The 25,686-nt window shown below is 50.1% G+C and carries 24 protein-coding genes; 10 read left to right on the forward strand and 14 right to left on the reverse strand.

The window, feature by feature from the left end:
* Nucleotides 1-249 (forward strand): hypothetical protein, encoded by a 249-nt coding sequence (locus AC1DYT_RS19830; protein ID WP_477471261.1) that lies wholly within the window; start codon nt 1-3, stop codon nt 247-249.
* 262 nt (nt 250-511) lie between these two features.
* On the opposite strand, the gene AC1DYT_RS19835 is transcribed toward AC1DYT_RS19830, so the two are convergent.
* On the reverse strand, nt 512-1,804 hold the full coding sequence (locus AC1DYT_RS19835; protein WP_477471262.1) for a type II toxin-antitoxin system HipA family toxin: 1,293 nt from the start codon (nt 1,802-1,804) through the stop codon (nt 512-514).
* Complete coding sequence (locus AC1DYT_RS19840) at nt 1,804-2,154, reverse strand: helix-turn-helix domain-containing protein (RefSeq protein WP_477471263.1); 351 nt, start codon at nt 2,152-2,154, stop codon at nt 1,804-1,806. The genes AC1DYT_RS19835 and AC1DYT_RS19840 overlap by 1 nt, the downstream gene beginning before the upstream one ends.
* Before the next feature lie 208 nt (nt 2,155-2,362).
* Between AC1DYT_RS19840 and AC1DYT_RS19845 the strand changes: the two genes are divergently transcribed.
* The 9 genes from AC1DYT_RS19845 to AC1DYT_RS19885 all read left to right on the forward strand — a co-directional run bounded on the left by AC1DYT_RS19845 (nt 2,363) and on the right by AC1DYT_RS19885 (nt 12,241).
* Nucleotides 2,363-2,797, forward strand: a complete 435-nt coding sequence (locus tag AC1DYT_RS19845; protein ID WP_477471264.1) for a hypothetical protein — start codon at nt 2,363-2,365, stop codon at nt 2,795-2,797.
* A gap of 164 nt (nt 2,798-2,961) precedes the next feature.
* On the forward strand, nt 2,962-4,161 hold the full coding sequence (locus AC1DYT_RS19850; protein ID WP_477471265.1) for a sensor histidine kinase: 1,200 nt from the start codon (nt 2,962-2,964) through the stop codon (nt 4,159-4,161).
* Nucleotides 4,162-4,170: 9 nt separating this feature from the next.
* A complete protein-coding gene (locus AC1DYT_RS19855) occupies nt 4,171-4,878 on the forward strand; it encodes a LytR/AlgR family response regulator transcription factor (RefSeq protein ID WP_477471266.1) in 708 nt (235 codons plus the stop codon).
* Between the two features lie 339 nt (nt 4,879-5,217).
* Nucleotides 5,218-5,463, forward strand: a complete 246-nt coding sequence (locus AC1DYT_RS19860; RefSeq protein WP_477459783.1) for a PqqD family protein — start codon at nt 5,218-5,220, stop codon at nt 5,461-5,463.
* 1 nt (nt 5,464) lies between these two features.
* Nucleotides 5,465-6,517, forward strand: coding sequence for an ATP-grasp domain-containing protein (locus AC1DYT_RS19865; protein WP_477471267.1), 1,053 nt, complete (start codon nt 5,465-5,467; stop codon nt 6,515-6,517).
* A gap of 93 nt (nt 6,518-6,610) precedes the next feature.
* A complete protein-coding gene (locus tag AC1DYT_RS19870; RefSeq protein ID WP_477471268.1) occupies nt 6,611-7,981 on the forward strand; it encodes a hypothetical protein in 1,371 nt (456 codons plus the stop codon).
* Between the two features lie 341 nt (nt 7,982-8,322).
* Nucleotides 8,323-10,479 (forward strand): urea transporter, encoded by a 2,157-nt coding sequence (locus tag AC1DYT_RS19875; RefSeq protein ID WP_477471269.1) that lies wholly within the window; start codon nt 8,323-8,325, stop codon nt 10,477-10,479.
* Nucleotides 10,467-11,630 carry a tetratricopeptide repeat protein gene (locus tag AC1DYT_RS19880; RefSeq protein ID WP_477471270.1) on the forward strand — a complete coding sequence of 388 codons (1,164 nt, stop codon included), beginning with the start codon at nt 10,467-10,469 and terminating at the stop codon, nt 11,628-11,630. The genes AC1DYT_RS19875 and AC1DYT_RS19880 overlap by 13 nt, the downstream gene beginning before the upstream one ends.
* On the forward strand, nt 11,627-12,241 hold the full coding sequence (locus tag AC1DYT_RS19885; protein ID WP_477471271.1) for a tetratricopeptide repeat protein: 615 nt from the start codon (nt 11,627-11,629) through the stop codon (nt 12,239-12,241). Before AC1DYT_RS19880 ends, AC1DYT_RS19885 begins: the two co-directional genes overlap by 4 nt.
* Before the next feature lie 41 nt (nt 12,242-12,282).
* Here the strand turns inward: AC1DYT_RS19885 and AC1DYT_RS19890 are convergent, their stop codons facing one another.
* The 12 genes from AC1DYT_RS19890 to AC1DYT_RS19945 all read right to left on the reverse strand — a co-directional run bounded on the left by AC1DYT_RS19890 (nt 12,283) and on the right by AC1DYT_RS19945 (nt 25,653).
* Nucleotides 12,283-13,791 (reverse strand): protein kinase domain-containing protein, encoded by a 1,509-nt coding sequence (locus tag AC1DYT_RS19890; RefSeq protein ID WP_477471272.1) that lies wholly within the window; start codon nt 13,789-13,791, stop codon nt 12,283-12,285.
* A gap of 5 nt (nt 13,792-13,796) precedes the next feature.
* Nucleotides 13,797-15,206 (reverse strand): PP2C family serine/threonine-protein phosphatase, encoded by a 1,410-nt coding sequence (locus AC1DYT_RS19895; RefSeq protein WP_477471273.1) that lies wholly within the window; start codon nt 15,204-15,206, stop codon nt 13,797-13,799.
* Between the two features lie 5 nt (nt 15,207-15,211).
* On the reverse strand, nt 15,212-16,264 hold the full coding sequence (locus AC1DYT_RS19900; protein WP_477471274.1) for a TerY-C metal binding domain-containing protein: 1,053 nt from the start codon (nt 16,262-16,264) through the stop codon (nt 15,212-15,214).
* Between the two features lie 16 nt (nt 16,265-16,280).
* Complete coding sequence (locus tag AC1DYT_RS19905; protein ID WP_477471275.1) at nt 16,281-16,910, reverse strand: AIM24 family protein; 630 nt, start codon at nt 16,908-16,910, stop codon at nt 16,281-16,283.
* Between the two features lie 4 nt (nt 16,911-16,914).
* Entirely contained in the window at nt 16,915-17,550 is a 636-nt protein-coding gene (locus AC1DYT_RS19910) for a vWA domain-containing protein (protein ID WP_477471276.1), read from the reverse strand.
* 34 nt (nt 17,551-17,584) lie between these two features.
* Nucleotides 17,585-18,223, reverse strand: a complete 639-nt coding sequence (locus AC1DYT_RS19915) for a vWA domain-containing protein (RefSeq protein WP_477471277.1) — start codon at nt 18,221-18,223, stop codon at nt 17,585-17,587.
* A gap of 35 nt (nt 18,224-18,258) precedes the next feature.
* Complete coding sequence (locus AC1DYT_RS19920; protein WP_477471278.1) at nt 18,259-18,927, reverse strand: TerD family protein; 669 nt, start codon at nt 18,925-18,927, stop codon at nt 18,259-18,261.
* A 55-nt stretch (nt 18,928-18,982) separates the two neighbouring features.
* A complete protein-coding gene (locus AC1DYT_RS19925; RefSeq protein WP_477471279.1) occupies nt 18,983-19,558 on the reverse strand; it encodes a TerD family protein in 576 nt (191 codons plus the stop codon).
* Nucleotides 19,559-19,844: 286 nt separating this feature from the next.
* A complete protein-coding gene (locus AC1DYT_RS19930) occupies nt 19,845-23,024 on the reverse strand; it encodes an error-prone DNA polymerase (protein WP_477471280.1) in 3,180 nt (1,059 codons plus the stop codon).
* A gap of 2 nt (nt 23,025-23,026) precedes the next feature.
* A complete protein-coding gene (locus AC1DYT_RS19935; RefSeq protein ID WP_477471281.1) occupies nt 23,027-24,523 on the reverse strand; it encodes a Y-family DNA polymerase in 1,497 nt (498 codons plus the stop codon).
* A 4-nt stretch (nt 24,524-24,527) separates the two neighbouring features.
* On the reverse strand, nt 24,528-25,253 hold the full coding sequence (locus AC1DYT_RS19940) for an ImuA family protein (protein WP_477471282.1): 726 nt from the start codon (nt 25,251-25,253) through the stop codon (nt 24,528-24,530).
* Between the two features lie 40 nt (nt 25,254-25,293).
* Entirely contained in the window at nt 25,294-25,653 is a 360-nt protein-coding gene (locus tag AC1DYT_RS19945; protein WP_477471283.1) for a hypothetical protein, read from the reverse strand.
* Nucleotides 25,654-25,686: the final 33 nt, after the last annotated feature.

Consider the following 25,686-nt stretch of genomic DNA (forward strand, 5'->3'; position numbering starts at 1 on the left):
ATGACAACTTTCGAACACCGCGAACTAAAAGGCATTACAATTAAAAACATCGTGGTAACTATCGTTAGCACCGCCAGTATAGTTGTATCCGTGATGACTACCTACTTTGAGCTTAAGGGAGATATCCGAGATGTCCGGACAACACAGGAAGCCCAAAATCGTGTAAATGAGATTCGTTTAAAGGTACTCGAAGGGCAAGTTGCCCTCTTACAGCACGAGGTGGACGATATTAAATCAAAAAAGTATTAGTCGCCTTTACGTAATCATAGCGATTGATTTAAAATCCATCGCTAGGGTTACGCCGCAAAAATATGCTCTCAAAATACAAGGTGAAGAATACCGCAGCGCTGGTGAAAATAGCTCTGAGCAATAAACTTATCTGAACCGGACCGCTGATTTTATTGATTAAATGATAGCGTTGATTCCATGAACATGGGCACTCTCCAACTTAAATGATGGAAAGCCAAATATCTGCGAAACCAACGTAATCAATTAAATCAACGGTTCCGGTTCAGACAATCACAAACGTTTCTGCAATCGCCTTCTGCAATACATCATCCACTTTACACTCACCTGCATATTCCGGCAATTTGGCAAGCGCATCTTGTACCTGGCCAATAATACTGCTTGCTTTCTTAATGTTCATCTGCTTGGCCACCTCCAGCAAGTCCTCGCGGGTAAAGCCTTGCCTTTTGCCGTTCAGACTTAAGGATTGCTGGCTTACCCATGGGCTGCCCGGGCGATAGGCATGGCAAACATCATAGGCTGGGGCAAGTTTCCAAATGCCATCCCTACCCATCATAAAAGCAAAATTTTTGGTATGGTCGTCGCAATTGCGGGCCAGCACATTGAATACCATACGGCGGTACATTTGCTCGGCTTGCGGGTAATCCAGCCGCAGCATACGCATGGTTTGAAAAAGCTGCTCATAGCTATACAGGCCCACATTATTAAAATCGAAATGCTGTATTGCGCAAAAAGTTTGCACGTGCAGTTTGCCTTGTCCGTCTACCCTGTCGAAGCGTTTAGTCATAAAATGCGCCCGACCATGCTCTTCCAGCAGGCGGCACTCGGCCATTTCAATCCCGCAGGCCACAGCCATCAGGTGGTAAGCCATTTCTACCCTTCCGTAATCGCGCGAACTGCCAAACTGCGCATCGTGCACGCCATCGAATTTTATCAGCCATTGGCTAAACCCGGCAGGGGCATCGGCTTGCCCGCTACGCACCTCCCCCGTTTTTGCATTATAAGCAATTACGGCCTTGGCGCGGGCCCCACCCGCTGATGTACCTATCTTCAAAATATCCAGCAGCCCTTTTTCCTCATCGGCAGATAAATCGGCATGGAAGTTTTGCCTGCCCGATAGTATTTCTTCTGCCGCCTCTACTAAGCGGGCAATCTCCAGTTTGGTGGATGTGTCTTTTCCCTTCGGCATTACAGGTTCAAACTCCAGGGCACCCATGCCGCGTTGCCCAATAAAGCAAAGCATTTCTACCGGGTTCATGCTATCCGCCGGCCGCCCTGCCCTTGCCAGCCAGGCATTTATCAGGGTATTACCGTACTTATCGGGCAGCACATCGGCCAGCAGGCCAGGCAGGCCTTTAAATGTTTGGCTATCCCGCAATTCGGGGAAAGAAAATATATTACCGGCAGCACGGCTTAAGGGCATCTTAAACGGTGCAACATCCAGCTCCTTTTTGAGGAAAGATGGCTCAAACTCAAAATCGGCAATACCTTTATCGGCATGCCAGGCTATGGCGCCCACGCGCTCGCCCCAAAGGGTGATGAATGCGTTGTTTATCATTACCAGTTTATTGTTGGGGTATCGTTATCCCCATCCTTGTTACGCGCCCGTCGTCTTTTTTGCTGATCCAGCTTAGCCAGCAAAAGCGGACTAACCTTTTCCTCTACCAAAAAATTGCTCAATACCGGTAACTGCTCTAATACGCGCAACACTTGTAATAACGAAAGCAGCGTGCCACCAGCACCCTTTTCTAACAGGCTTACGGTAGAACGGCTTACCCCGGCAGCTTCGGCTACCTGCTTTTGGGTTTTATTTTGTTTTAAGCGGGACATTTGCAAAAATTGCCCAATGGTTTCCAAAAGTGATTTATCACTTGTAGAATACCAGTTAATGTATGAATTTTCATTCATTAAGTACAAAAATACGCCTTAATGCAGCATTTTTCATACAAATGTACACATTTTTTATCAAACAAATAAATTATAAGTAATGTATGAATTTTGCTGCATTACATGTATAAAATAGCATTAATGCAGCAAAATTCATGCACTAACTAATTCTAATTAAATTAGTTAATAAGTCTCGCCTATCTTAAATTTGCATGCCTAAAAACCAACAATGATGCAGCACGCAGAACTCGACAATCAGGAATTTATCCGCCAAATAGAAACCGTCACTATCAATCCCGAATGGTTTACGCACGAGGCGCATATCCGCATGGCATGGCTTTATTTAAACGATTTTGATAACGATACCGCGCTGCAGCATATTTGCGCGGCCATTAAAGGCATCGATGCCAAATACGCAGGCGGCACCAAGTATCATCATACCATAACTGTGGTGTTCGCCCGCAGCATTGCTATATTGATGCAGCAGGAGCCAACCAAAACCTGGCAGGAGTTTGTAGCGGCCAATGCTGGCTTAGGCATCTCTAAAAAGTTTTTGGCGGCGTATTATTCGGATGAAGTCCTCTACTCCGATGAGGCGAAAAGTCAGTTTGTGGCACCCGATAAAAAGCCACTTCCTCATACTTCAAAACCAACTGATCTCTAACCTTCGACCTCCAATCTCTCCCCCAATTAATCGACACATATCCCCCGTTTAGCCGATTGCTGCCCAAGCGGGGCAAACCGATGTGCATCTTTGTAAATCATTTAACATTATTCCTTAATTTCGGGAATTGGCTTATTGGCAAAACAGGGATACACCAAACTTAGATGCTGCGTTTTAAATTAAACAACATACTTATACACGTTACCGGCTGGCTGCTGTTCCTGGTGTTCCCGGTGTTGTTTTTAAGCACGGGCAGCAAAGAAAGCGGGGCCTGGATATTGCTCTCCTCGCCATTTTACTGGCTTTTTTGCCTCACGTACCTCACCCTTTTCTACTTCAATCTCTGGCACCTCATCCCCCGTTACTTCCTGAAAAAAAACTACTGGATGTACGGCGCAGGCGTTGCAATGCTCTTTGGCTGCGTGTTTTTTTTGCAGCCATTCGATAAACTATTGGTGCATAACCCACGTTTTCAGGAACAAATGGAAGCTGCCGCCCGCCAGCAAGCTACCGACTCGCTAAAGGCGGCCACAACGCGCAGCAATGATAGCCTGATGCGCGGCCCGGGCAACAAATCGCTGCCCTTTGGCCCGCTGCCACACCAGGATCTGCGTATGCAGGCGCCACAGGCAAAACCCAAACCAGCGGCAACCATATGGCAGCACTCCAGTTCTACAGATATCGTGAGCCTTTTCCTTTTCGGCATTATCATCGCCCTTGGGCTATCTATGCGTACAGTGGAGCAATGGCAAACAACCGAGCAAAAGGTAATAAAAGCCGAGGCTGAAAAGGTAAACGCCGAGCTCTCCTTCCTTAAAGCCCAGATAAACCCCCATTTTTTATTCAACACGCTCAACAACATCTATACCTTATCGATGATGAACAGCCCGCATACTTCAGAAAGCATCATGAAGCTCTCTAACATTATGCGCTACGTAACCGATGACGTAACACAGGATTTTGTGCCCCTGCCGCAGGACCTCGATTGCATCAGGAATTATGTAGACCTGCAAAGGCTTAGGCTGGGCCGAAAAACCAACGTAGATTTCAATGTCGAGGGCGAGGTACGCAACCAAAGAATCGCGCCGTTGATTATGATGTCGTTCGTGGAGAACACTTTTAAATACGGCGTAAGCAAGCAAACCGAAAGCACCATTCAGGTGAAAATTACTGTAGACGGCAACACCATTACTTTCGAATGTGAAAACACCGTTTTTGAGCGCACCTCGGTATTGCCCGAGCGTACAGGCATAGGCATTGCCAATACCAAACAAAGGCTATCGCACTTGTACCCCGAAAAACATATCCTGGATATACAGGAAAACGATGGCACTTTTAAGGTGAAACTGATATTAATGAGTTAAGATTATAGCATGACGAAGTTAAAATGCGTTGCCATAGATGATGAGCCGCTGGCGCTCAGTTTGGTAGAAGAGTACATCTCCCGTTTCCCCTACCTGCAGCTGGCGCGCTCGTTCGAAGATGCCATCAGCGGAGCCGAATACCTTAAGAACAATCCTGTTGACCTGCTTTTCGTAGACATCAACATGCCCGACATTACCGGCATCGATTTGGTGCGCTCGCTGGCCAGCAAACCCATCATCATTTTCACTACCGCTTACAAAAACTTCGCTTTCGAGGGCTTTGAGCTGGAGGCATTGGATTACCTGCTGAAACCTATAGACATCAGCCGCTTTACAAAGGCAGTAGAAAAGGCATTGGAGTTTTACAACTATAAAAACAATACCAAGCCCGGGGCCACCGAAGAAAGCTTTTACGTGTACTCAGAATACCGCATGGTGAAGATAAACATAGCCGAGATTGCGTATCTGGAGAGCATGGAAGATTACGTAAAGATACACCTGAGCGGGCAACCCAAGCCTGTACTTACGCTGATGTCCTTAAAAAAAGCACTGGAAAAACTCCCCGAGGATAAATTCAAGCGCATCCACCGGAGCTATATCATCGCCACAAGCAAGGTAAAATCAATCCACAACCGTAAGCTGAAACTGGCCGACATAGAATTGCCCATCGGCGAGAGTTATGCCGAATCGGTACGCGGCTGGGCAAAAAACTTCTGACCCGTTCATCTACACATTAAACCCGTTTGCCGACACATTAGCGGGTTTCGGCCCGTTCCACACCATCTTTATACATAAAACTGATAAGGATGTATGGTTTAGGTATCCCCGAATTAATTTTGACGCTGGCAGCTGCCTTATTACTGATATTTAGTAATAAATTACCGGCCCTTATCCGCAATTTGGAGAGGCACTGAACCGCTGATTTTAATGATTTGAGGATTACGCTGATGCTTATTGATAAATCATAACCTAATTATCAGCGTCATCATTTAATCAAACGAATCAGCGGTTCAGACAAAAAACCAATTAACCAGTATATTTGATTATATTTTTTACGTGAAACTCAAAACCAATATAGCCACCAGCGATAACGGGTTTATTTTTAACCCCGCCACCGGCGATTCGTACACCAGCAACCCCATTGCCGCTGCTATACTGGCGATGATGAAAGCCGGCCAAACCGATGCCGACATCAAACTGCAGTTGCTGGACATTTACGACGTTGAGGCAAAAGCACTTGAACGCGACTGGGAAGATTGGATTCAACAGCTAAAAGATGCCAACCTTTTGGAGGCACGGTAACATGGCAGGCACTACAGATACCCCATTGGTAATTGGCGTTACCGGCTTAAACGCAATAGAAAACCCCGGTCCTGGGCTTTCAGTGATACGGGCATTACGAGAGGGCTTCCCCGATGTGCGCATTATAGGACTCGCATACGAATCGTTGGAACCCGGCATTTACCTGCATAACCTGGTTGATAAAACCTATCTCATACCCTACCCTTCGGCAGGCTCTGACGCATTATTGCAACGATTGCTACACATACAAGCCAAGGAAGGCATGGGCCTCATCATCCCAAATTTTGATGCAGAGCTTCATAATTCCATCAAGATAAGTGCTGAATTGCAAAAGGCAGGCATCCGCACCGTACTGCCTACGCATAAACAGTTAGCAGCATGCAGTAAGCCCAACCTCGCTGCCTTTGGCAAACAACATGGTTTCAGCGTGCCGAAAACGGCCAGCATCACCGCTGTAGATGAATTACAAGTTACTGCCGACGAGTTAAGCTACCCGCTGGTGGTAAAAGGGAAATTTTACGAGGCGGAGGTTGTCCACACGGCCCACCAGGCACAGCAAGCTTTTTACCGCCTCAGCGCCAAATGGGGCACGCCTATTATCGTGCAGCAGTTCGTAAAGGGTACCGAAATTAACGTAGCCGGCCTTGGTGATGGCAAGGGTAATGCCTTAAGTATCGTCCCCATGCGCAAATTGTACATTACCGATAAGGGCAAGGCCTGGGCGGGAATTACAATAGCCGACGATAAGTTGCTCGCAATTGCGCAGCAATTTACCGCCGCAACCAAATGGCATGGCGGTTTCGAATTAGAATTGATGCAGGATAAAATGGGCGAATTATTCATTATGGAGATAAACCCGCGTTTCCCGGCATGGATATATTTAACGGCCGCCGCCGGGCAAAATCAGCCGGTAGCTTTAGCCAAAATGGCCATGGGCGAGCAAGTCGAACCGTTTACAGATTACCAGGTCGGCAAAATGTTCATCCGCTACGCGCTCGACCATATTGCCGACGTGAGCGAGTTCCAGCAATTTTCGGCCTTTGGTGAATTATGACCATGATTTAAGGATTAAAGGATTACTTGAGCAAAGCATCGAGGAAATCCCAAAATCAAGTACATCAAGGTTCAGAAAAAAGAGAAAGAACAAATGACGCAGAAACTAAAATACGAACGCCCCTTCATCAAAAAGATGAACACCGGGTTGATGAACAAATTCGGCACGCAGAACGAAGCTACTGCGGTTACCGATATCGACGGCGTTGCTATCAAAAGCCTCGTGGCCGGGTACGGTTCGCCCCTGTTCGTATTATCCGAAAAACAAATACGCCGCAACTACCGCGCGGCCCTGCGGGCATTCAACACCCGGTACCCAAAAGTGCAGTTTGCCTGGAGCTATAAAACCAATTACCTCAATGCAGTTTGCAATATCTTCCACCAGGAGGGCAGTTGGGCCGAGGTGGTATCGGGATTCGAATACCGTAAGGCATTAAATAACGGCGTAGCCGGCGAACATATCATCTTCAACGGTCCGCAGAAAACCAACGAAGACCTGCTGCTGGCCATCCAAAACAATTCCCTCATCCATATCGACCATTTCGACGAGCTTTACACGATCATCTCGCTATGCGAGGAATCGGGCAAAAAGCCGTGCGTAGCTATCCGCGTAAATATGGACACCGGCGTTTACCCCATTTGGGACAGGTTTGGCTTTAATTACGAAAACGGTGAGGCCTGGAGCGCTATCAGCAAAATAGTAGCTTCGGGCAAAATGCAGCTGGTGGGCCTGCATTGCCATATCGGCACCTTCATGCTATCCACGGCCGCCTATGGCATCGCCGCCGCCAAGATGAGCGAATTGGCCATCCGCTGTAAAACCGTGCTGAACAACCCAATCGAATACCTCGATTTAGGGGGCGGCTTCCCGTCTACCAATACCCTTAAGGGCGCTTATTTGCCGGGTGTGGACACGGTGCCATCGGTCGACAATTTTGCCGAAGCCATAACCACTACCCTGCTGGAAGCAGGTTTTAAGCACGAAGAATTGCCTTTATTGATACTGGAAAGCGGCCGTGTTTTGATAGATGACGCCGGCTACCTGCTGGGCAGCGTTATCGCCAATAAACGATTAAGCGATGGCCGCCGGTCGGTAATCGTAGATTTTGGCGTGAATACGCTGTTTACCTCCCTCTGGTACGACCATAAGATAAGCCCCGCGCAGGAGGCCTCGCAGCATACCGATAACGTAGTGCTTTACGGTCCGCTTTGCATGAATATAGATATGTTGCGCGAGAGCGTGAACCTGCCTGCGCTGGAACCCGGCGACCACCTGGTAGTGCATAAAGTAGGCGCTTATAACATGACGCAATGGATGCAGTTCATTACTATGCGCCCCGCCGTTGTGTTAATTGACGAGCAGCGGCAGCCGCACCTCATCCGCAAAGCCGAAACGCTGGAATATTTGGAGATGCCGGAGGTGCTGCCGGAGTATTTGCAGGGAGGTAAAAGTAGGGATAAATGAACGACTGTAGCGATGGGTTTGAATTTTTTAAAGCGCGGGGGATGTGCGATTCCCCTCTTGAGAGGGGTGGAGGGGTGTGTTTCTGCGCGATGCATGGCGCCATTGCATGGTGGCGAACACACCCCTCCCATCACACAGTCCACCGCGCCCCCTCTCAAGAGGGGAATATGAAGATAACATCCGCGTCGCGAGTCGACTCCCCCCCCGCCCCCTCTCTGCTGCGCAAAGAAGGGGAGAAGTTGGGGCTATTTTGCTTCTTTCCTCACCCTCTTTGCGAAGCAGAGAGGGTGAATCAAATATGCGAGCGACAAGAAACACTGAATAACACATAGAAACAAACTGTGAAGAAACAAACACTCTTATTTATACAGGCATTGCTTAACAGCTATTCCATTGTGTTTTTTTCGCAGGATAATCTGTTGGCGGTTTTATTGCTGGCGGTTTCTTTTTTCGACCCATTGGCGGGCTGCGCAGGCCTGTTTGCTGCCTGTTTCTCTTTGGGCCTGCTAAAATTATCCGGCCACCGGGCCGATACCATCCAATCGGGCCTTTACTCGTTCAATTCCATCTTATTAGGCATCGGTTTTGGCAGTTTCTTTCATTTCAATACGGCTTTTTGCTTATGGCTGGTGGTGGCTACCATCCTCACGGTAGTGCTTACCGTTAGCCTCACTACCATATTGGCAAAGCGCGGTCTGCCGGCTTTGTCGCTGCCCTTCGTCATCGTATTTTGGTTGGTACTGCTGGCTGCCAACGGTTACGCGCAATTGCATCTTTTACCCAAAGAGAGCTACCTGCTTAACGAACTTTCGGCGGCGGAGAACACCAATCATTACCAGCTATTTACCGCGTTGAATGCCATACCGCTGCCGTTTTATGTGAGGCTATTCTTTAGGGCGGTAAGTGCCATTTTGTTTCAGGATAGCGTTTTTGCCGGGCTGGTTATCAGCGTGGGGGTATTCATCCATTCGCGCATCAGTTTTAGCTTGCTGGTGCTTGGTTTTATATCGGCTTGCCTGCTTAATTCCGTGGCGCATATCTATCCGGATGGCTTGGGCCACTACCACCTCGGCGTTAATTTCATGATGGCCTCTATGGCGTTGAGCGGCTTTTTCACCGTGCCGTCGTTGCGCTCGTACCTGCTGGGCATCGCCATCATCCCCCTGGCTTATCTGCTTACCGGCGCGTTCACGGTACTGTTGGATGCCTGGCACCTGCCCATCCTTTCGCTGCCGTTCTGCATCATCGTCATCAGCATACTTTATTTCTTGAACCTGAGGCAGCAACCGGGAAAACTACAGCTGGTTGCCTATCAGAACTATTCGCCCGAGGCCAACCTTTACCAATACCTTAACGGACAAGAACGTTTGCACAACCTCAGCTACCTTAACCTCTCGCTACCATTTATGGGCAACTGGACGGTTTCGCAGGGCTACGAGGGCGGCATTACCCATAAAGCCGAATGGGGGCAGGCGCTGGATTTCGTGATTACCGATGACGACGGCCAAACTTTTAAACTACCCGGCGAAGCACTCCCAGATTTTTATTGTTACAACAAACCCGTTTTGGCCTGCGCCGATGGCCTGGTAGAAACCGTAATAAACCATATCGACGACAACCCCATTGGCGTGATAAACGTCCTCGAGAACTGGGGCAATACAATTGTTATGAAACATGCACCAGGCCTCTACAGCAAAGTATCGCACCTTAAACAAGGCTCAGCCAAGGTAAAGCCCGGCGATGTGGTGAAACGCGGCGATATACTGGCCCTTTGCGGCAACAGCGGCCGCTCGCCCGAGCCGCACCTGCATTTCCAGATGCAGGCAACGCCTTATGTGGGTTCTAAAACCATCGCCTATCCTTTTGCTTACTACCTGCAGGACGCAGATAGCGGCCCCGCATTCAATAGCTTCCAAACCCCTGCTGATGGCGATAGCCTGAGCAATATCGATACTTCATCTGCGCTGAGACAGGCTTTCGCCTTCCAACCGGGCTATGTGGCCAAAGTAGCATTGGGCAACCTAACCGAAACCTGGGAAGTGTTTACCGATACGCTGAATCAAACCTATATTTACGACCACCAAAGCGGCGATATTGCTTACTTCATCAGTAACGATACCGCCTTTTATTTTACCGCCTTTTACGGCGGCAGGGCCTCGTTGCTCTATCACTTCCAACTGGCTGCGTTTAAGGTTATCTTTTCTACCGATGCCGCGGTAAAGGCACAAGATGTTTTTCCTGTTAATATTGCAGGCAGCAAAGCCGGGCTATGGCTGCACGATTTGGTGTCGCCATTTTACCGTTTCATCAGGCGCAATTACCAGAGCAGGGCAAAGCAAACCTGCAACGATATAATCGTTACCTCCACCGGCACCAACAAAATACCGGGTGGCAAAAAACAATTTATGCAGGCAGAGATAAGGGTTAGCGGCAATCAGATTACCGGTTTTACTATCGATGTATCGGGCAAAAAAACGGAGGCAGTATGGAAAGCATAAAGTACTTACTTATTATCGTGCTGGCCATGACCTGCTGCATGGCTAAGGCCCAAACGGATAACTATCAAAAGGCCGACAGCACCAGCTATGCGCTTTATTTGGCGGGCAACTGGCCACAGCTCATCAGCTATGGCGAATCAGCTGTAAATAACCATACCGATTTCCCGCTGCTTAGGCTGCGTATCGCTTACGCGCGGTTCATTACCGGCAACTATGGGGCTGCATTGAACCAATATCAGCAGATATTGAAGCTCGATGCACACAACCAGGCGGCAAACTACTACGCCTACCTTTGCAACCTCTATCTCAACCGCGATGATATGTCCGCCTATCACCTGGCCGTTATAAACGATACTACCTTTAGCGCCAAACCATCGGCAGTTAAAGTGCTCAGCATCACCGCAGAGCATGGCTTCCGCTCCTCCAGCAACTATTTCAGGGGAAATGGCCATTACACCCGCATTGGCCTGGCCACGCAACTGGGTTACAAACTCAGCCTCGACCAATCTTTCATCCATTTCGGTCAGGGCATTACCTTCCTCAATCAAAACAGGCTGTTGAGTAACCCCGTAAAGCAATTTGAATACTACGGCAAGCTGAATTACGCTCTCAGCAACAAGCTGGCTATTTTTGGTGCGTACCACTACCTCAATACTAAATACAGCAACAGCGCTTTCAACAACAGCATAGGCATTGCCGGGGTAAGGTATTCGTCGGCCTACTCGGTACTACAGGCCGATGCCAGCACGGGCACCATAGGCGCCACCAATGTACAGCAATACAACGCGCAGGTAAGCTTTTATCCTGCCGGGAACCTCAATTTCTACACTATTTCGCGGGCCAGCCTGCTACAGCAGGGTACCGGTAATTTCGCTTTCAGCCAAACACTCGGCGCTAAAATATTCAACCATTTTTGGCTGGAGGGGAACGCCACCCTGGGTACTTTGGATAATTATTTAGATACCGATGGTTTGTATGTTTATAATGCCATAGATATTATTAAATTTAAAACGGGCGGTACGGGATATTATCAATTGAGCAATCATATACTTTTATACGTGAATTATACGTTTGAGCAAAAAAACGATTATTACCGCAACAATAATTATAACCTACATTCGGTAACCGGGGGCCTTACATGGAAGTTTTGAAAAAGTTACTTTGCGTAATTATTTGCCTGCTGGCGATGGCAGAAGCCAGGGCACAATCTGAGGCCGCTTTGCAGCGCGCCTACAAAAGCAGCTATGCCGAAGAAGCCAAAAAAGATTATGCCGAAGCCATAAACGATATCAAACCCTTTTACAGCGATGGCGATTACGAAAGCAACCTGCGCCTGGGCTGGCTGTATTTCCTCAGCAAAAACTACAGCGCATCTGAAAATTATTACGCCAAAGCTGTACGCATTAAACCCAATTCCATCGAGGCGAAATTCGGGTATATCAAACCGCTCTCCTTATTAGCCAGTTGGGATAAAGTACTTGCCCAGTACGCCGCCATTTTAAAAATAGACCCCCAAAACACGCAAGCCAATTACTGGGCAGGCATTATATTTTATAACCGCAAACAGTACGATGCCGCCAGCAAATATTTTTTGAAAGTGGTAAGCCTTTATCCTTTTGATTACGATGGCAATCAGATGCTGGGCTGGGCCTACCTGATGGCAGGCAACAAAGCCGCAGCACGCACCTACTTTGAGCAGGCGCTTATTATTAAGCCCGATGATACCTCCTGTATGGACGGGTTAATCAAGGCGAGGAATTAGCATCCGGCAAAGCGTTTGGAGCGCTGCGATGCCGCCATCATTTAATTTACCAACGTAATCATAACCAGCCGGCCGCCTTCTTCGTTGGATAACAGCAACTGCTTGCCGTTCGTAATGTCTACCATCGTACCTATCGGGATGGGTTTGTTGTTGGTAATATCTTTCATTGAGTCCAGCTTTTGGTTCACCAGCACCCAGCGACCCTGGTGGTAGCTAAAATACCCTACCGGCACTTTCTCTTCGGCGGTAAGCCTGCCGCTGCGTATCACGTTACGGTTGGCATGCCACTGGAACAGGTATTGGTCCTTATACACCATCAGCCGGTGGTTTTCGGGCTTCCAAACGTTAGGCTTAAACTGGTAATAAAAATCGAGCACCGGCAAAGTGCCTTTATGCGGCGTGCCGCAAAACGGGCATACCGGTTTGTAGGTATTATCAAAAACATACCACTTTTGGGGACAGGCCATATTCAGGCAAGGCTGCACCAAATCGGTGGTCTTGAGCAATGCGTTTTCCCAGGCATCGGCAGTTGGGCGGTGCGTGGGGTGGTGCAGGCCATCTATAAACGCTTTCTCGAACAATACCGAAAGGTATGGCCCGGTTATTTTGTAAGGCATTTTCTGCACGTCGGCCCAGGGCAGCTCCTTGGGGTTGCCATTCTTGAGGTTAGGCCGATTCGTTGCATCGGTTGGGTGCTCGATAAACATAGCTTTCTCACCCATGGATAGCAAATCGTCTTTTTCGGTTTCCAGCGCGTGCACTTTACCGCCCTTTAGGGGATGCCGGTACAGCAGGTACATATAAATCATTACGCTGAGGGCATGCAGATCGGTCAATCGGTTCGGCAATTTCCTATCGGGGTCCTTTATATCCAAATGCTTGGTGGCCAACACTTCCGGGGCGATAAAATCTGCTGTACCTATTACGTCTGGCGGGAAAAGCCCAGGCACGACAAGCCCATCAATGTCTATAATAGCTGCCGATTTGCTGACCGGATCTACCAGCACGTTCTTGTACGAAAGATCTGAGTGCGCCAGCCCGGCCGAATGCAGCCTTTTTACCCCGCGGGCAATGTTGATGCATATCTGGAAATAGCTTAGCCAGTTGCCTAATTCAGAATTATCCAGCCGCAGCGAAAAATCCTTATTGCGGAACTTCGGGGATACGAACCATTTACCCTCCTTTTCCTTACCTACTATCAAATCGCTGTTGGCGTAGCCTTTCTTAAAAAAGAAATTCTTGTTGTAGGTGGGGGCAATCAAACCTAATTTATTATCCAGTTCGATCATGTCGGTAGGCCAGCAATACAGCTCCTTATAATAAGCCCCGCCTTCCTGGTTGAAAAAATTATCGTAGTATTTGGTAACTATCTTGCGCAACCGTTCTTTCGAGTTAAAATCCTGCGGCGTACGGTAAAAAGCAACCACGTAGCTGCGATCCGGGCTAAAGTAAACGTCTTTTATCGCTCCTCGCATCGGCTCGTCTGTTTGCACGAACTCGTAGGTTTTGCCGGGGGTTATTACAGATTTTACGGTGATGATCTTGCTCATGCTGCCTAATAAATAATTACCAACGTCCTGTCGTCATGATTGCCGGGGCTCCAAAAATCCATCCACGAAGCCAACTGCGCCGATACATCAGCGTTGCCATCCTCAAAGCCCACCTTATCGCCCCCCGGGTTATTGCCCCGCAAATCGGCAATGAAAGCGTCCCAGCACTCCTGCCTCTCCAGGTTTGCTTCTACCACGAATTTGGGGTCGTAAATGCCATCGGTCATCATAAACAAGTATTCAAAATCCTCTACAAGCTTAAAACCGAACCGTGTGTAGAACTTGTCGCTGGCGAATACTTCGGGCATGGTCATGAACCGGGTGCCGCCGCCATACTCGCCAACGTCCAGCCAGTTCATCAACGTGGCCGATGAGCCGCCCTTGCCGATAAGGCCGATGGGGCAATCGCCCACGCCGAAGGTTAATATTGCGAAGCCGAAGTCGTATTTTTTGAACAAGGTAAAAATAAGCGTGGTATGCAGATCTTTAAGCGGTGCGTCGTTCGCAAGTGCCGCATCCTCCAACTTCTTATGGATGTGCCATGCGGCGGCACCGAGCTGCTCGCAGGAACGCTTGCTTAGCACCTGCTCTACCCCGGCATCGTTTTTGTTGTTGTTATACTCGGCAATCAGGGTATCTAATTCCGCAAATTCGGCCTTATCTACTGCCTCGCTAAAGTAATTTACGGCTTCGCTGCAGGCAATTAAAGAGCCGTACCTGGATAAGCGCGCGCTGCCGGCACCATCTGCAACCGCAACTAACGACCAACCACTCTCCCCGAAATATTTAAAAGCAAAATCATCATCCCTAAAGGAGCCTACGGTAGCGTGAGACCGCCCCCGCTTTGATGCGGCCACCAGGCGTTTGGCACCTAATACGGCAGCAATGTCCACATTATCTTCCTTCCAGTAAGGGTCGGCCCGATTGCTGTCGATATTCTTCCACAGCGACCGCGGATCCGGGTTGATAACCAGCGAAATCTTTTTATAGTTGGGGCTCGCGCTTTCATCCTGGCCCTGCAACTCAAATTTCAGCAAAATCTTAAAGTCGCCGCTTTTGGCAGGCAAGCCATGTATGGTGTTGGTGGCCTCATCGTACTCCAAACCTAAATCGTTGTGTTCTAAAGATAGGTGGGTTATATCTTTCCAGTTCAGCGCATTCAAATCCAGCACTGCACTGTATGGTTTATGCACCGTTGCGTTGGGGATAGAAAGGGCTTGCTCCTTAATATCATTTATCCGGTTCACCATGTTCCAATCTTTCATAAGCTTTCTTTGGATTTCGACTATTTGGGTTACCGCGTGCTTGCTGGCTTCCGCTTCGCTAAACCTGGCGAAATGATCCACGCGGTTAGCGTTTACCGCAATGTTATTGTTCTTGAATAATTTCCTCAGGTAATCGGCTGCGTCTGTCATATGATTTAGCCTTGTGCCCTCCCCATATCAAAATCTCCGTCTCCGGCGGTGTAAGATGCCTGCACGTTGCACCATGGGCAGGTATTGTATTCCTGCTCGCCTATGCAATGTATTTTGCCGCACATGCACATGGCAATGCCATAAGGGTCGCCGCAACTGGGGCAGTAAGGGTAGCCCTCCAGTTCGCTGCTGTTTATTTTGGCTACGTTTCCTTGCCCGTCTGATAATTCCTCGTAACTGCTGTCAACCTGGTAAGCGCCCACCAGTTTGTAACGCAAGGTAGCCAGGCCCAGGCCTTCCAGCCCGCTCTCGCGCAGGTTGCGCTTATATTTAATGAGGTAAGGCCGTTTGGTGTTGCTGCACTTTGCGGGCAACACGGCAAAATTGCTATCGGTATGGCGCGGGGCCGGTTGCTTTTTGGTCAGGTCTATAGTGCTCACTACATCGCCATCCACCCCGGCAAGCTCAAAGCCCGAGCCGTTGTTCTCTACGCTCTCGCTGGTTGTTTTGATAGAATCTGTTATCCATTTAAAAAACTGCTTGTAGGCCTTGCCGCTGGTGTTCTTAAACGATAGCACATTGTCGGTAAGCTGGGCAAGCAGGTTGTTGTCTGTTTCGTCGCCTATAGATATCGCGACCAGGTTGGCGGTTGCTTTCCAATTGGCCCTCCACTCGGCAATGGCTTTCGAGCTGTCTTCCGTGGGTACGCCGTCGGTAAATAAAAATACCAGCGGTTTCCAATCGCCTTTTTGCTCGAAGGTGGTTTTTACGATATTCTTCCGCAATTCGAACATCAACTGCCCCATCCCTTTGCTTAGGGAGGTACCGCTACCAATAGGGAATTTGGGCGGATAAAAACTTACTATTTCCTGCAAAGGCACTATGGTTTTGGCCTCGCCTGCAAATACGATGATAGATACCCAGGCCGTTTCCATGGCGTATGGATCGGCCTTAAGGGACTGTATAATTTCGCTCAGGCCTTCTTCTACCATTTGGATAGGCTCCCCAACCATCGATTCGGAAACATCGATCAAAAAAAATACGGGTAAACGTCTCATTGCTGTATGTTTTTGCTTATCTAAAATTTACCGAACTGATATAAACCGTGCCGGGCCCTGTAATCCGCATCATCGAAAGCCCCTCGCCGCCAAGCAGGTTGGTGCCCGAGAAATGCGGCGATAACTGGTTTTGCATCTCCGCGCCCATCGCTATGAAGCTTTTCTCGTCGGCATATATGGTTTCGCCTGCTTTAAGGTCGAGGGTTATGGGGCTGCCGATGGCATCCAAAAAAACCGTACAATAGCCTGTAAGCTTCTGCATCAGCGGCCCCGAGCCGCCTATGAACGATGTGATATTGAACTTGAAATCGATATCCACCTTGCCCGACGATGCAACATAGGCACCGGCCTTGCAAACGATGCCCTGAGGCATTGTTTTTAAATTGATTGGCAGCAGACCCACCTTGCCTGCCAGCGCCACTTTTTTGGGCACCGGCGCATGGTTGGCAAGCTCTACCATAAACAGGCTCTCGCCGGATAGGGTGCGCCTTATTACCCCGCCAACGCCGCTGCCCATCATGTTCAGCGTAGTGGTTATCCCTTCTTCGTAATAGATGATTGCGCCCCGCTCCAGAAAAAACTTCTCGCCTTTATCAAGCACTACATGCAGGCATTTAAGGTCGTGCCCTATCAATTTTACATCCATCGGCTTACACGATAAGGTGGATTTCTGACGGCGGCGGCGGCAGGCTCACCCCCTCGGCAGTACCCATGCTTTTATTTCCTTGCTCTATAGTATCAGATACCCATCTGAAGAATTGGGTAAGCGTGTTGCTATCGGCATTATCTAAATGCACCACGCTGGGCGTTAGTTCCTTCAATAGCACGTCGCTTGCCGATGGGCCCGCCGCACAGGCTACTATGGCCCCAAAGTTGAGCGATTGTATCTTGGGTATCATTTGGTGGTACAACTGCAGATCCGAAGGTTTGCCATCCGTAAACAGAAACAGCAGCGGCTTCCAATCGCCTTTGCGGTCGGCGGTGCCTTTGTGCACGCTGGCCTGCACTTTTTGGTAAAGCATCTCCAGGGCCTGGCCGGTATGGGTTGGCCCGCTACGGGGGCAAACTATCTCGGGCAGCTGAAAATTCACCAGCTCGGTAAGGGGTACTACCTCCTGCACGTCCCTATCGAAGGTGATGATGCTTATCCACAACGAATCTACCGCCTGCGGATCTGTGCGCAAGCTGCTTATCATACCGCTCAAGGCGTTGTTCAGGGCCTCTATCGGCTCGCCGAACATGGATCCGGAGGTATCCAATAAAAAAAATACGGGTAATCTTCTCATGGCATCAAATTAACCCGGCAATCAGCAGGTTTGTTTAAACTATAATGGTAAGTTCTGATGGTGGCGGGGGCAATTCGTTAAGCCCGGTTACTTCTTTGCCCGAGTCTTCTACTTTTACCGAGCTTACGCCTATAGAGGCGGTTACCCAGGTAAAAAACTTGCCTATGCTCTGGCTGTCGGCCGTATCCAGGCCCACCACATTATCGGTAATTTTTTTCAATATGCTGGTATCGGCAGCGGGGCCGGCAGCGCAGGCTATGGTAAACGCCACTTTGTGCTTTTTGAAGTTTGCCAGGCCGCTTTGCCAGTTATCTGTAGGGTTGCCATCCGTCATGATGAACACCAGGGGTTTCCAATCGCCCTTTTGCTCGGGCGTGGTTTTGGCTACCTCTTTATCTATGCAGTTGCTTACCAGATCTAAGGCGGCACCCAAAGCAGTGGTGCCGCTGGCTTTTATATCAACCATTTGGAAAGCCGCCAGATCGGTTAAAGGCACAACCTGCCTTGCCGTACTATCAAAGGTAATAACGCTGATGAAAGCAGTTTCTATAGCCTGCGGGTTTTGGCGAAGCGAGCCAATCATCACCTGGACGCCGTTTTTTACGGCCTCGATGGGTTCGCCGGTCATCGATCCGGAGGTATCAAGCAACAGGTACACGGGTAGTTTCCTCATGGTATCAATCTTTTTTAGGTATGGTTGTGCAGGTATTAAAGGTAGCGCTTAAGCAATTCAACAAAATTATCGGTACTGTGCGGTTCGCCTATGGCGCGGAATTTCCAGTACCCGTCTTTGCGATAAAGTTCGGCAAAGGTCATGGCGCACATGCCGTTATAGGTGGCATCGCCCGACAGGCTGTATTTGGCAATTTCGATGCCTTTGTTATCAACCGCTCTTATAAAAGCATTATCTACCATACCAAAGTGCTGGTTATTGGTCTTGCCCTGGTATATGGTTACCAAAAAAAGTATCCTATCGTATTTGGGGCTAAGATCGTTAAGCTTCACGATGATTTGCTCGTCGTCGCCATCGCCCGCTCCTGTGCGGTTATCGCCGGTGAGCCAAATATGCCCCGATGGGTGGCGCATGGAGTTGAAGAAGATAATATCGCCCTCGTAAAGGTTTATCTGGCGCCCGGCGTTGGTTGTTACCTTGCGGCCCATATCTGCCACCTTGCCGTTAGCATCCAGCAAAAAGGCAATCGCATCCAGGTCATACTCTTCCTGTTTATCGTTGCCGAATAACTTCCCGAAAAACCCGATTTCTTTTTGCCTTACGTCCCAGCCCAGGCCGATAGTTACGGTCGAAAGGTCGATGTCCCCACCTTTGTCGTTTTTCCGCAGATCTATCGTCTGCCCTTTTTGCAAATTTATAGCCATGTGTTTAGGTTTTTTATGGTTGCATGATAAGCCCTTTTGACCCGGGGCCAGAGGTTTATTTGATAATTTGGCCGTTGAAATACTTGCCCAGGAAATAGGCGAGGTCCTTTTTATACCCTATGCCCGATGCTTCGAATTTCCAACTGCCGGCGCGCTTGTATAACCTGCCGAATTCTACCCCGGTTTCTATAGAAAAATCTTCGCCCAGTTCGTATTTGGCAATTTCGGTACCATTGGCTTCATCTACTATTCGGATATACGAATCCCTCACCTGCCCGTAGTTCTGCCTGCGTTCGGTAGCTTCGTGTATAGTAACTACGAATAATATCTCGTTTATCCGGGCATCTACCTTAGCCAGATCTACCGAGATGCTTTCGTCGTCGCCGCCATCGCTGTTTCCGCCGGTAGGGTCGTCGCCCGAGTGGTGCAGGGCCCCGTCGGGCGAGTCGGCATTGCCGTAAAACACAAAAAACTCTTCGGCCGGTATCAGCCGTTTATCGTCTATCATAAAGGCAGAAGCATCCAAATCGAACGCGAAGCCTGTACCCTCGTTAGGGTTCCAGCCCAGGCCAACGCTTATTTTAGATAAGCCAATGTCAATTTTTTGCCCTTTTTGTAAATTGATCGCCATAGTAACAGGTATAATTATTTTTTTATTAAACAGAATGCTTTAATCGGGATAACCGGATATCAGAAGGGGGTCTATCGACTGTTTTTTAAACGATTATGATTAAAGTTTAGATTTCTAAGGTAATGGATTTTCCCAAAAAAAATTAAATAAATAAAATATTTTTAACCGGGGATACGATAGGATATAACAACGCAAATAGCCTGCCTGAAGTATTGCCGGCGGGATGATCGGCAGCCACACACATACGGGGGAGACGACTTGCGCCTCAGACGCATGCCCCTCCCCCCTACCTAAAATTCCGCCCTTTATGGAAGGCCCGGGGATCCGCAGCCGGCGAGGTGGTTTCATCGGCGCGGGCGCGCGATGGCAGGGGCAGGTTATCCTGGTGGATATCCGTCAATGCCGTGAGCAGGGCCGTGAGGTTATAGCAACGGTGCACTACCAGGTGCGTCACGCCGTTAGCGATCTGCAATTTGCCCTCTACCATCAGCAAGCGCGACTGGATGATTTCCTTACGGTATTTATCGAACAGCATTTCCCACACCACCAGGTTGGCCGATCCTGTTTCGTCTTCCAGCGTCATAAACAAAACGCCTTTGGCGGTACCCGGCCTTTGCCTTACCGTAATAAGGCCGGCAATAGCCACCACATCCCCATCTTTACGCTTAGCAATATCGCATACTTTTATATTGCGTAGCGCGGCAAGCCTTGCCCTTACCAATGCAACGGGATGGTTTTTGAGCGATAAGCCGGTAGACGCGTAATCCTGCACCACGTGCTCGCCTTCAGTAACCTGGGGCAGCTGCACCTGCAGTTCGTGCAAGGTTTCTGATAGCTGCCCGTCGAACAAGCCGATGGGCCTATCGCCAAGGGCGCTTACTTCCCACAAAGCCCGGCGGCGATCTGCACCTAAAGAGCGGAAGGCATCGGCATCGGCCAGTTTCTCCAGCGCGGCCTCCGGTACGCCTGCGGCCCGCAACTCGTCTATATGCTTATAGCCATTCCGCCGCATGGCTACCAGCGCCTGCATATCGTCCTCCCGCAGGCCCTTGGCCTGCCTGAACCCCAGCCTCACGGTAAATCCCCCGCTCTCCTGCTGCCGTTCCAGCGTATTATCCCATTCAGAATAATTTACATCTACAGGCAATACAATTACCTTATGCTCCTGCGCATCGCGCACGATCTGGGCGGGTTGGTAAAAGCCCATAGGCTGGCTGTTTAGCAAGGCCGCGCAAAAAACATCGGGGTAATAATACTTCAGCCAAGATGATACATACACCAGCAAGGCAAAAGATGCAGCGTGGCTCTCGGGGAAACCATAACTACCAAAACCCTCCAACTGCCTGAATATCCTCCCTGCAAAATCCTCTTCATAACCTTTTGCCATCATCCCATCCACCAGTTTCTTACGGAAATCGCTCACCAATCCTTTTGCTTTAAAAGTGGCCATGCTACGGCGCAACTGGTCGGCCTCTGCAGGGGTAAAACCTGCAGCAACGATGGCAATCTCCATGGCCTGCTCCTGAAAAAGCGGCACACCAAGCGTTCGCCCCAAAATCTCCTTCAATTCTTTGGAGGGGTATTCTACCTTATCTATCCCATCGCGGCGGCGAAGATAAGGGTGCACCATGTCGCCTTGTATGGGGCCGGGCCTAACAATGGCTACTTCAATCACCAGATCATAAAAGCACCGAGGCTTTAAGCGCGGCAGCATCGACATCTGCGCGCGGCTCTCAATCTGGAAAACCCCAATGGTATCGGCGCGGCAAATCATATCATAAACCAGGTCATCATCCTGCGGGATGTTGGCCAGCGTCAGTTTTTTTCCGTAATGCTTCAGCACCAGGTCGAAAGCCTTGCGTATCATGGTGAGCATGCCCAGGCCCAACACGTCTACCTTCAGTATCTGCAGGTCCTCCAAATCGTCTTTGTTCCATTCTACCTGGGTGCGATTTTCCATACGTGCGTTCATCAAAGGACATAGGTCTGATATTTTGCCATCGGTAATCACAAAGCCGCCCGTATGCTGGCCCAACTGCCGGGGGAAACCCATCAGTTGGGTGGTAAGTTCCAGCACTTTATAGATGAGCGGCTCTTGCGGGTTAAGCCCCTGTTCGCGCAGGCGTTTTTCGTCGAACCCTTCCTCGCTGAAATCCCATATGGTTGCGCCGATGCGTTTGATAGTATCATCAGACAGGCCCATGGCCTTGCCAACATCGCGTATGGCGCCGCGGTGCCGTTCCTGGGTTACGGTGGCCACGATGGCGGCGCGGTCGCGGCCGTAATCTTCGTAGATGAACTGGATGATTTCTTCGCGCCGCTCATGCTCGAAATCCACGTCGATATCGGGCCATTCGTCGCGCGCGTCAGACATGAAACGCGAGAACAGCAGCCGTGATTTCATGGGGTCTACCGCTGTAATGTCCAGGCAATAGCAAACCGTAGAGTTGGCGGCCGAACCCCGCCCCTGGTGCAGTATGCCCAGTTCTTCGGCCTTTTGCGTGTACTTATACACCCGCAAAAAATAAGGTGCCAGCTTGCGCCGCTCAATGAAGTCCAGTTCAAAATCTATCTGTTCAGAAACCTTCGCGGGGATCACGCCATAGCGCTGCCCTGCCCCCTCCAGCGTAAGCTGCCGCAAACGCTGCTGCGGGGTTTGCCCATTCACTATGGCTTCCTCCGGTTCGATGTATTTGAGGGTATCCAGCGAGAAATTGCAGGCCTCCGCAATTTGGAGGGCGTTTTCTATCGCTTCAGGGTATGCCCGGAACAGCCGCTGCAACTCATCAACCGGTTTCATAAAACGCTCGGCGTTCTGGTGCAGTCTGAACCCTGCGGTGTGGATGGTGCATTTTTCGCGTATGCAGGTGAGTACATCCTGCAATTCCCGCCGGCCGGGTTCGTGGTAGTGTATATCGCCAACGGCGGCCATGGGCACGCCCAATTGAGCCAGGCGGTGCAGGCGTTTGGCATCGTCGCCATTGTATGAGCGGGTGGCGGCTACGTACAGTTCTGTACCGAGATGCTTTTTATATTCGGCAAGGGCAAGTTTAAAGGCATCGTCGTAATCAAAATTTTTGCCTAACGCATCGGGCGGGACTACGATGAATTTGATGCCTTCCTTGTGCGCGTAAACATCCTGTTTGTATAAATGGCAGTCGCCTTTATCGGCGCGCAGGTTGCCCATGGTAAGCAATGCCGAAAGCCTGCCGTAGGCATCCCTATCGGTTGGGTAGGCCAGCAGGCCGGGGCTATCAAGCAAATCCAGCCGGCAGGCGGGGATAAACCGCATTTCGGCTTTTTTTGCGGCCATGTGCGCCCGCACTATGCCCGATAAGGTGTTACGATCGGTTATGGCGATGGCTGTATAACCGTAAACCTTAGCTTGCTCCACCAGTTCGGCCGGGTGCGAGCCTCCCCGCAGGAAGCTGAAATTGCTGGTTGCCTGTAATTCTGCGTATGCCATAGCTAAGCGAAATAACCATGTATAAACCACCTTGGGGCGGCATCGTAATGCCCCAGCCTGAACAGCCAGTAACGCTGCCCCAGCGTATCTTCTACCGCATAATAATCCCGGTGTTCGCCTTCATCGCGCCACCATTCGCGTTCTATGCGTTCGGGGCCATCGGCTTTATCTACCACGTGGCGCTTGCCTTTGTAGGTGAATACTTTGGGCGGATAATCGGGCAGTACGGCCATTACCTCAACAGGCTCGGGTTGGGGCAATAAGCGCAGGGGCCGGGGCCTATCGGTACGCCAGGCAGTAGTGGGCTTTTCCGTAAGCGATTCTGCCAGCTTTACCGAGCGTTCGGGCCAGTGCTGCTCAACGGGCAGGTAACGCTTTATGGCAGCCGGGCCAACCTTGCCCGCCAACCGGTCTAGTAATTCGGCCAGCGAGGTATCCTGCAGGCCGGGGTTTGCCGCCCATAACGATTCCTGCACCTGGTCCACCTCCTCGGCCCGGGGCACTTCCATTATGAACAATTCTATGCCCAGGGCCGGCTCTATCTTATCTATCTGCAAGCCGAATAGCTTTTGCAGGTGGCTTACGCTGTAGCTGGCCCGGTTGGTGCTGATGGCGGCCTTCACCATTTTGCCATCTATGCGGTAGCATTTCAGTACGGCTTTGCGCACGCCCTTGCCATCGGCTTTCAGCTTGCCGCACAATATTTGTAGCAAATTTTCTATGGCAATCTCTATGGCTTTGGCCGTCTTCACGGGCTCCAGGCAGGGCAGGCGTTCCTGGTAAGGCACCGGCACAAGCAATGGCTTAATAACTTCCAACTGTATGCCTAATGCCTGCTCCATCTTCAGCATAAAAGCCTCGCCGAAACGCCTGCGCAAAACCGCGCGTGGCATTTCCATCAGCATACGGCATTGGTAAAAGCCCAGCTTCTGCAGTTTTTGCAGATTGGCGCTATCCAGCTGCAAGGCGGCAGGCGGCAAGGCCAGTAAGGCATCGGCATGTTTGCCCGGGGCTATAATAGGCGTGGTTTTGCCGAAGCGCGATACCGCCCAGGCGGCACCTGCCGTATCGGCAATGGCGGCCCGCGCATCGTAACCGCTGGCTCTTAATTTATTCACTATCTCTTTAAGATACTCGCGCTCGCCGCCCCACAGGTGCGCGCAGCCCGATATATCCAGCAGCAAGCCATCGGGCAGGTCTACCGCTACGATGGGGCTGTACCGGATGCAGTATAGGCCCAATTGCCGCAGTAATTTTGCGGCCTTGCCCGCAACCTCGTCTATCACCTGCAAGCCTGCCGAGCAGGCTTTAGCATCGGCCACAGCCATGCCGGTATGAATGCCCTCGGCTTCGGCAATGGGGCTGGCGGCGGTAATGGTCATTCGATTACGCTCGGGGGCGGCTATCACAAAAGGCTGCTCCTTCAGCTCGGGCCGGCGCAGTGCCAGCCAATCTGTTAGCAAATGGCGAAACCATATGGCCATATAACGTTTTTCCATCTCACTATCCCATCATTAATACTTGTTGCTCCAATGCCGGCTTTTCGGCAACTAAGAAGCGGCCATCGGCCCATTCCATTACCCAGCTACCGGGCTGCCCGTTACGTACCTTAAGCAAATCTACCTGCCAGCGCGGGTAGCCCAGGCCCGGCAAGCCATCGTGCGGTTCGCTGGGCAGGGGCCTTATCTGCCATCGGGCGGCACAGGCCGTACTGCTCATTTTACGGCTTTGGTTGCGCAATACAAAACCCGTAACCCGGCTTTGCTCTACGGCCAGCTGCAAGCGCCTCGATTGCTTGAAATCTATCTCCCTTACCTCGCCCACCACAGCCGACAGGCCCTCGCACTTCAGCGCTTCTTCCATTACCCACAGCACATCTTTATCCTGCGCCAAATGCACGAAGATGACCTTCTCGGGCTCTACCCCAAAAGCTTTGAGGGCAGGTGGGAACAAATTGCCCGAGAGGCCGGCCCACAGGCAGGCCCCGCCATGCTGCATCAGTACCGATAACAGGCCCGTAACAAAGCCGCCGCATGCTGCGGCCTGCCCGGTATTGCCGCAAACCATTTCATGCACCGTACCCACCGGGAACACCCCGTTGGGGAACGCCGCCTCTACCTCTCCCAACCCCATCAGCCCATGCGTGCCGGGTGGGGGCGGCTTATAACCCTCCCATTGCAAAATATCTTTGCGCAGCTTACTGATGATATCTGTTTTAGTTGCCTGCATCCGCTACCTGGTTGGGGGATGTAAAGTTATGCTAAAAATATTAGCAATTAAAAGAAAAAATGGAAAATATTTGAGGGGATGGGGTGTGGTGTAATAACGCGCTTTCCACAGAAAACAAAGCTGGAATTTCCTGGAAATCTATAGCTGAAATCCGCGCAAAAGCTGGAAAAAGTTGGAAATTTTTTTCGGTCCATAAACGCCGGATTTTGCCAAAAACAGCCATTCCATGCAAATTTGGCCGTTTTTGGATTTTCAAAGAAAAGGCCATAAAAAGCACGAAAAACACCGAAAAAGCTCCGAAAAACACGGAAAAAAGCGGTTTTTTTTGCAATTTTTTAACAAATTTACGACGGTGGCGGCGGGGCAAAACCGGCATATAAACCTTTCCCGGATGGGTCAATTACAACTGATTTTCTAACATTTCTATAAAATA

Source organism: Mucilaginibacter sp. P1_D10 (genome assembly GCF_056406215.1).

Coding starts and splice junctions, on each gene's coding strand:
- AC1DYT_RS19830 (WP_477471261.1), top strand. CDS start 1: ATGACAACTTTCGAACACCGCGAACTAAAAGGCATTACAATTAAAAAC.
- AC1DYT_RS19835 (WP_477471262.1), bottom strand. CDS start 1,804: ATGATAAACAACGCATTCATCACCCTTTGGGGCGAGCGCGTGGGCGCC.
- AC1DYT_RS19840 (WP_477471263.1), bottom strand. CDS start 2,154: ATGAATGAAAATTCATACATTAACTGGTATTCTACAAGTGATAAATCA.
- AC1DYT_RS19845 (WP_477471264.1), top strand. CDS start 2,363: ATGATGCAGCACGCAGAACTCGACAATCAGGAATTTATCCGCCAAATA.
- AC1DYT_RS19850 (WP_477471265.1), top strand. CDS start 2,962: ATGCTGCGTTTTAAATTAAACAACATACTTATACACGTTACCGGCTGG.
- AC1DYT_RS19855 (WP_477471266.1), top strand. CDS start 4,171: ATGACGAAGTTAAAATGCGTTGCCATAGATGATGAGCCGCTGGCGCTC.
- AC1DYT_RS19865 (WP_477471267.1), top strand. CDS start 5,465: ATGGCAGGCACTACAGATACCCCATTGGTAATTGGCGTTACCGGCTTA.
- AC1DYT_RS19870 (WP_477471268.1), top strand. CDS start 6,611: ATGACGCAGAAACTAAAATACGAACGCCCCTTCATCAAAAAGATGAAC.
- AC1DYT_RS19880 (WP_477471270.1), top strand. CDS start 10,467: ATGGAAAGCATAAAGTACTTACTTATTATCGTGCTGGCCATGACCTGC.
- AC1DYT_RS19890 (WP_477471272.1), bottom strand. CDS start 13,791: ATGAGCAAGATCATCACCGTAAAATCTGTAATAACCCCCGGCAAAACC.
- AC1DYT_RS19895 (WP_477471273.1), bottom strand. CDS start 15,206: ATGACAGACGCAGCCGATTACCTGAGGAAATTATTCAAGAACAATAAC.
- AC1DYT_RS19900 (WP_477471274.1), bottom strand. CDS start 16,264: ATGAGACGTTTACCCGTATTTTTTTTGATCGATGTTTCCGAATCGATG.
- AC1DYT_RS19905 (WP_477471275.1), bottom strand. CDS start 16,910: ATGGATGTAAAATTGATAGGGCACGACCTTAAATGCCTGCATGTAGTG.
- AC1DYT_RS19910 (WP_477471276.1), bottom strand. CDS start 17,550: ATGAGAAGATTACCCGTATTTTTTTTATTGGATACCTCCGGATCCATG.
- AC1DYT_RS19915 (WP_477471277.1), bottom strand. CDS start 18,223: ATGAGGAAACTACCCGTGTACCTGTTGCTTGATACCTCCGGATCGATG.
- AC1DYT_RS19920 (WP_477471278.1), bottom strand. CDS start 18,927: ATGGCTATAAATTTGCAAAAAGGGCAGACGATAGATCTGCGGAAAAAC.
- AC1DYT_RS19925 (WP_477471279.1), bottom strand. CDS start 19,558: ATGGCGATCAATTTACAAAAAGGGCAAAAAATTGACATTGGCTTATCT.
- AC1DYT_RS19930 (WP_477471280.1), bottom strand. CDS start 23,024: ATGGCATACGCAGAATTACAGGCAACCAGCAATTTCAGCTTCCTGCGG.
- AC1DYT_RS19935 (WP_477471281.1), bottom strand. CDS start 24,523: ATGGAAAAACGTTATATGGCCATATGGTTTCGCCATTTGCTAACAGAT.
- AC1DYT_RS19940 (WP_477471282.1), bottom strand. CDS start 25,253: ATGCAGGCAACTAAAACAGATATCATCAGTAAGCTGCGCAAAGATATT.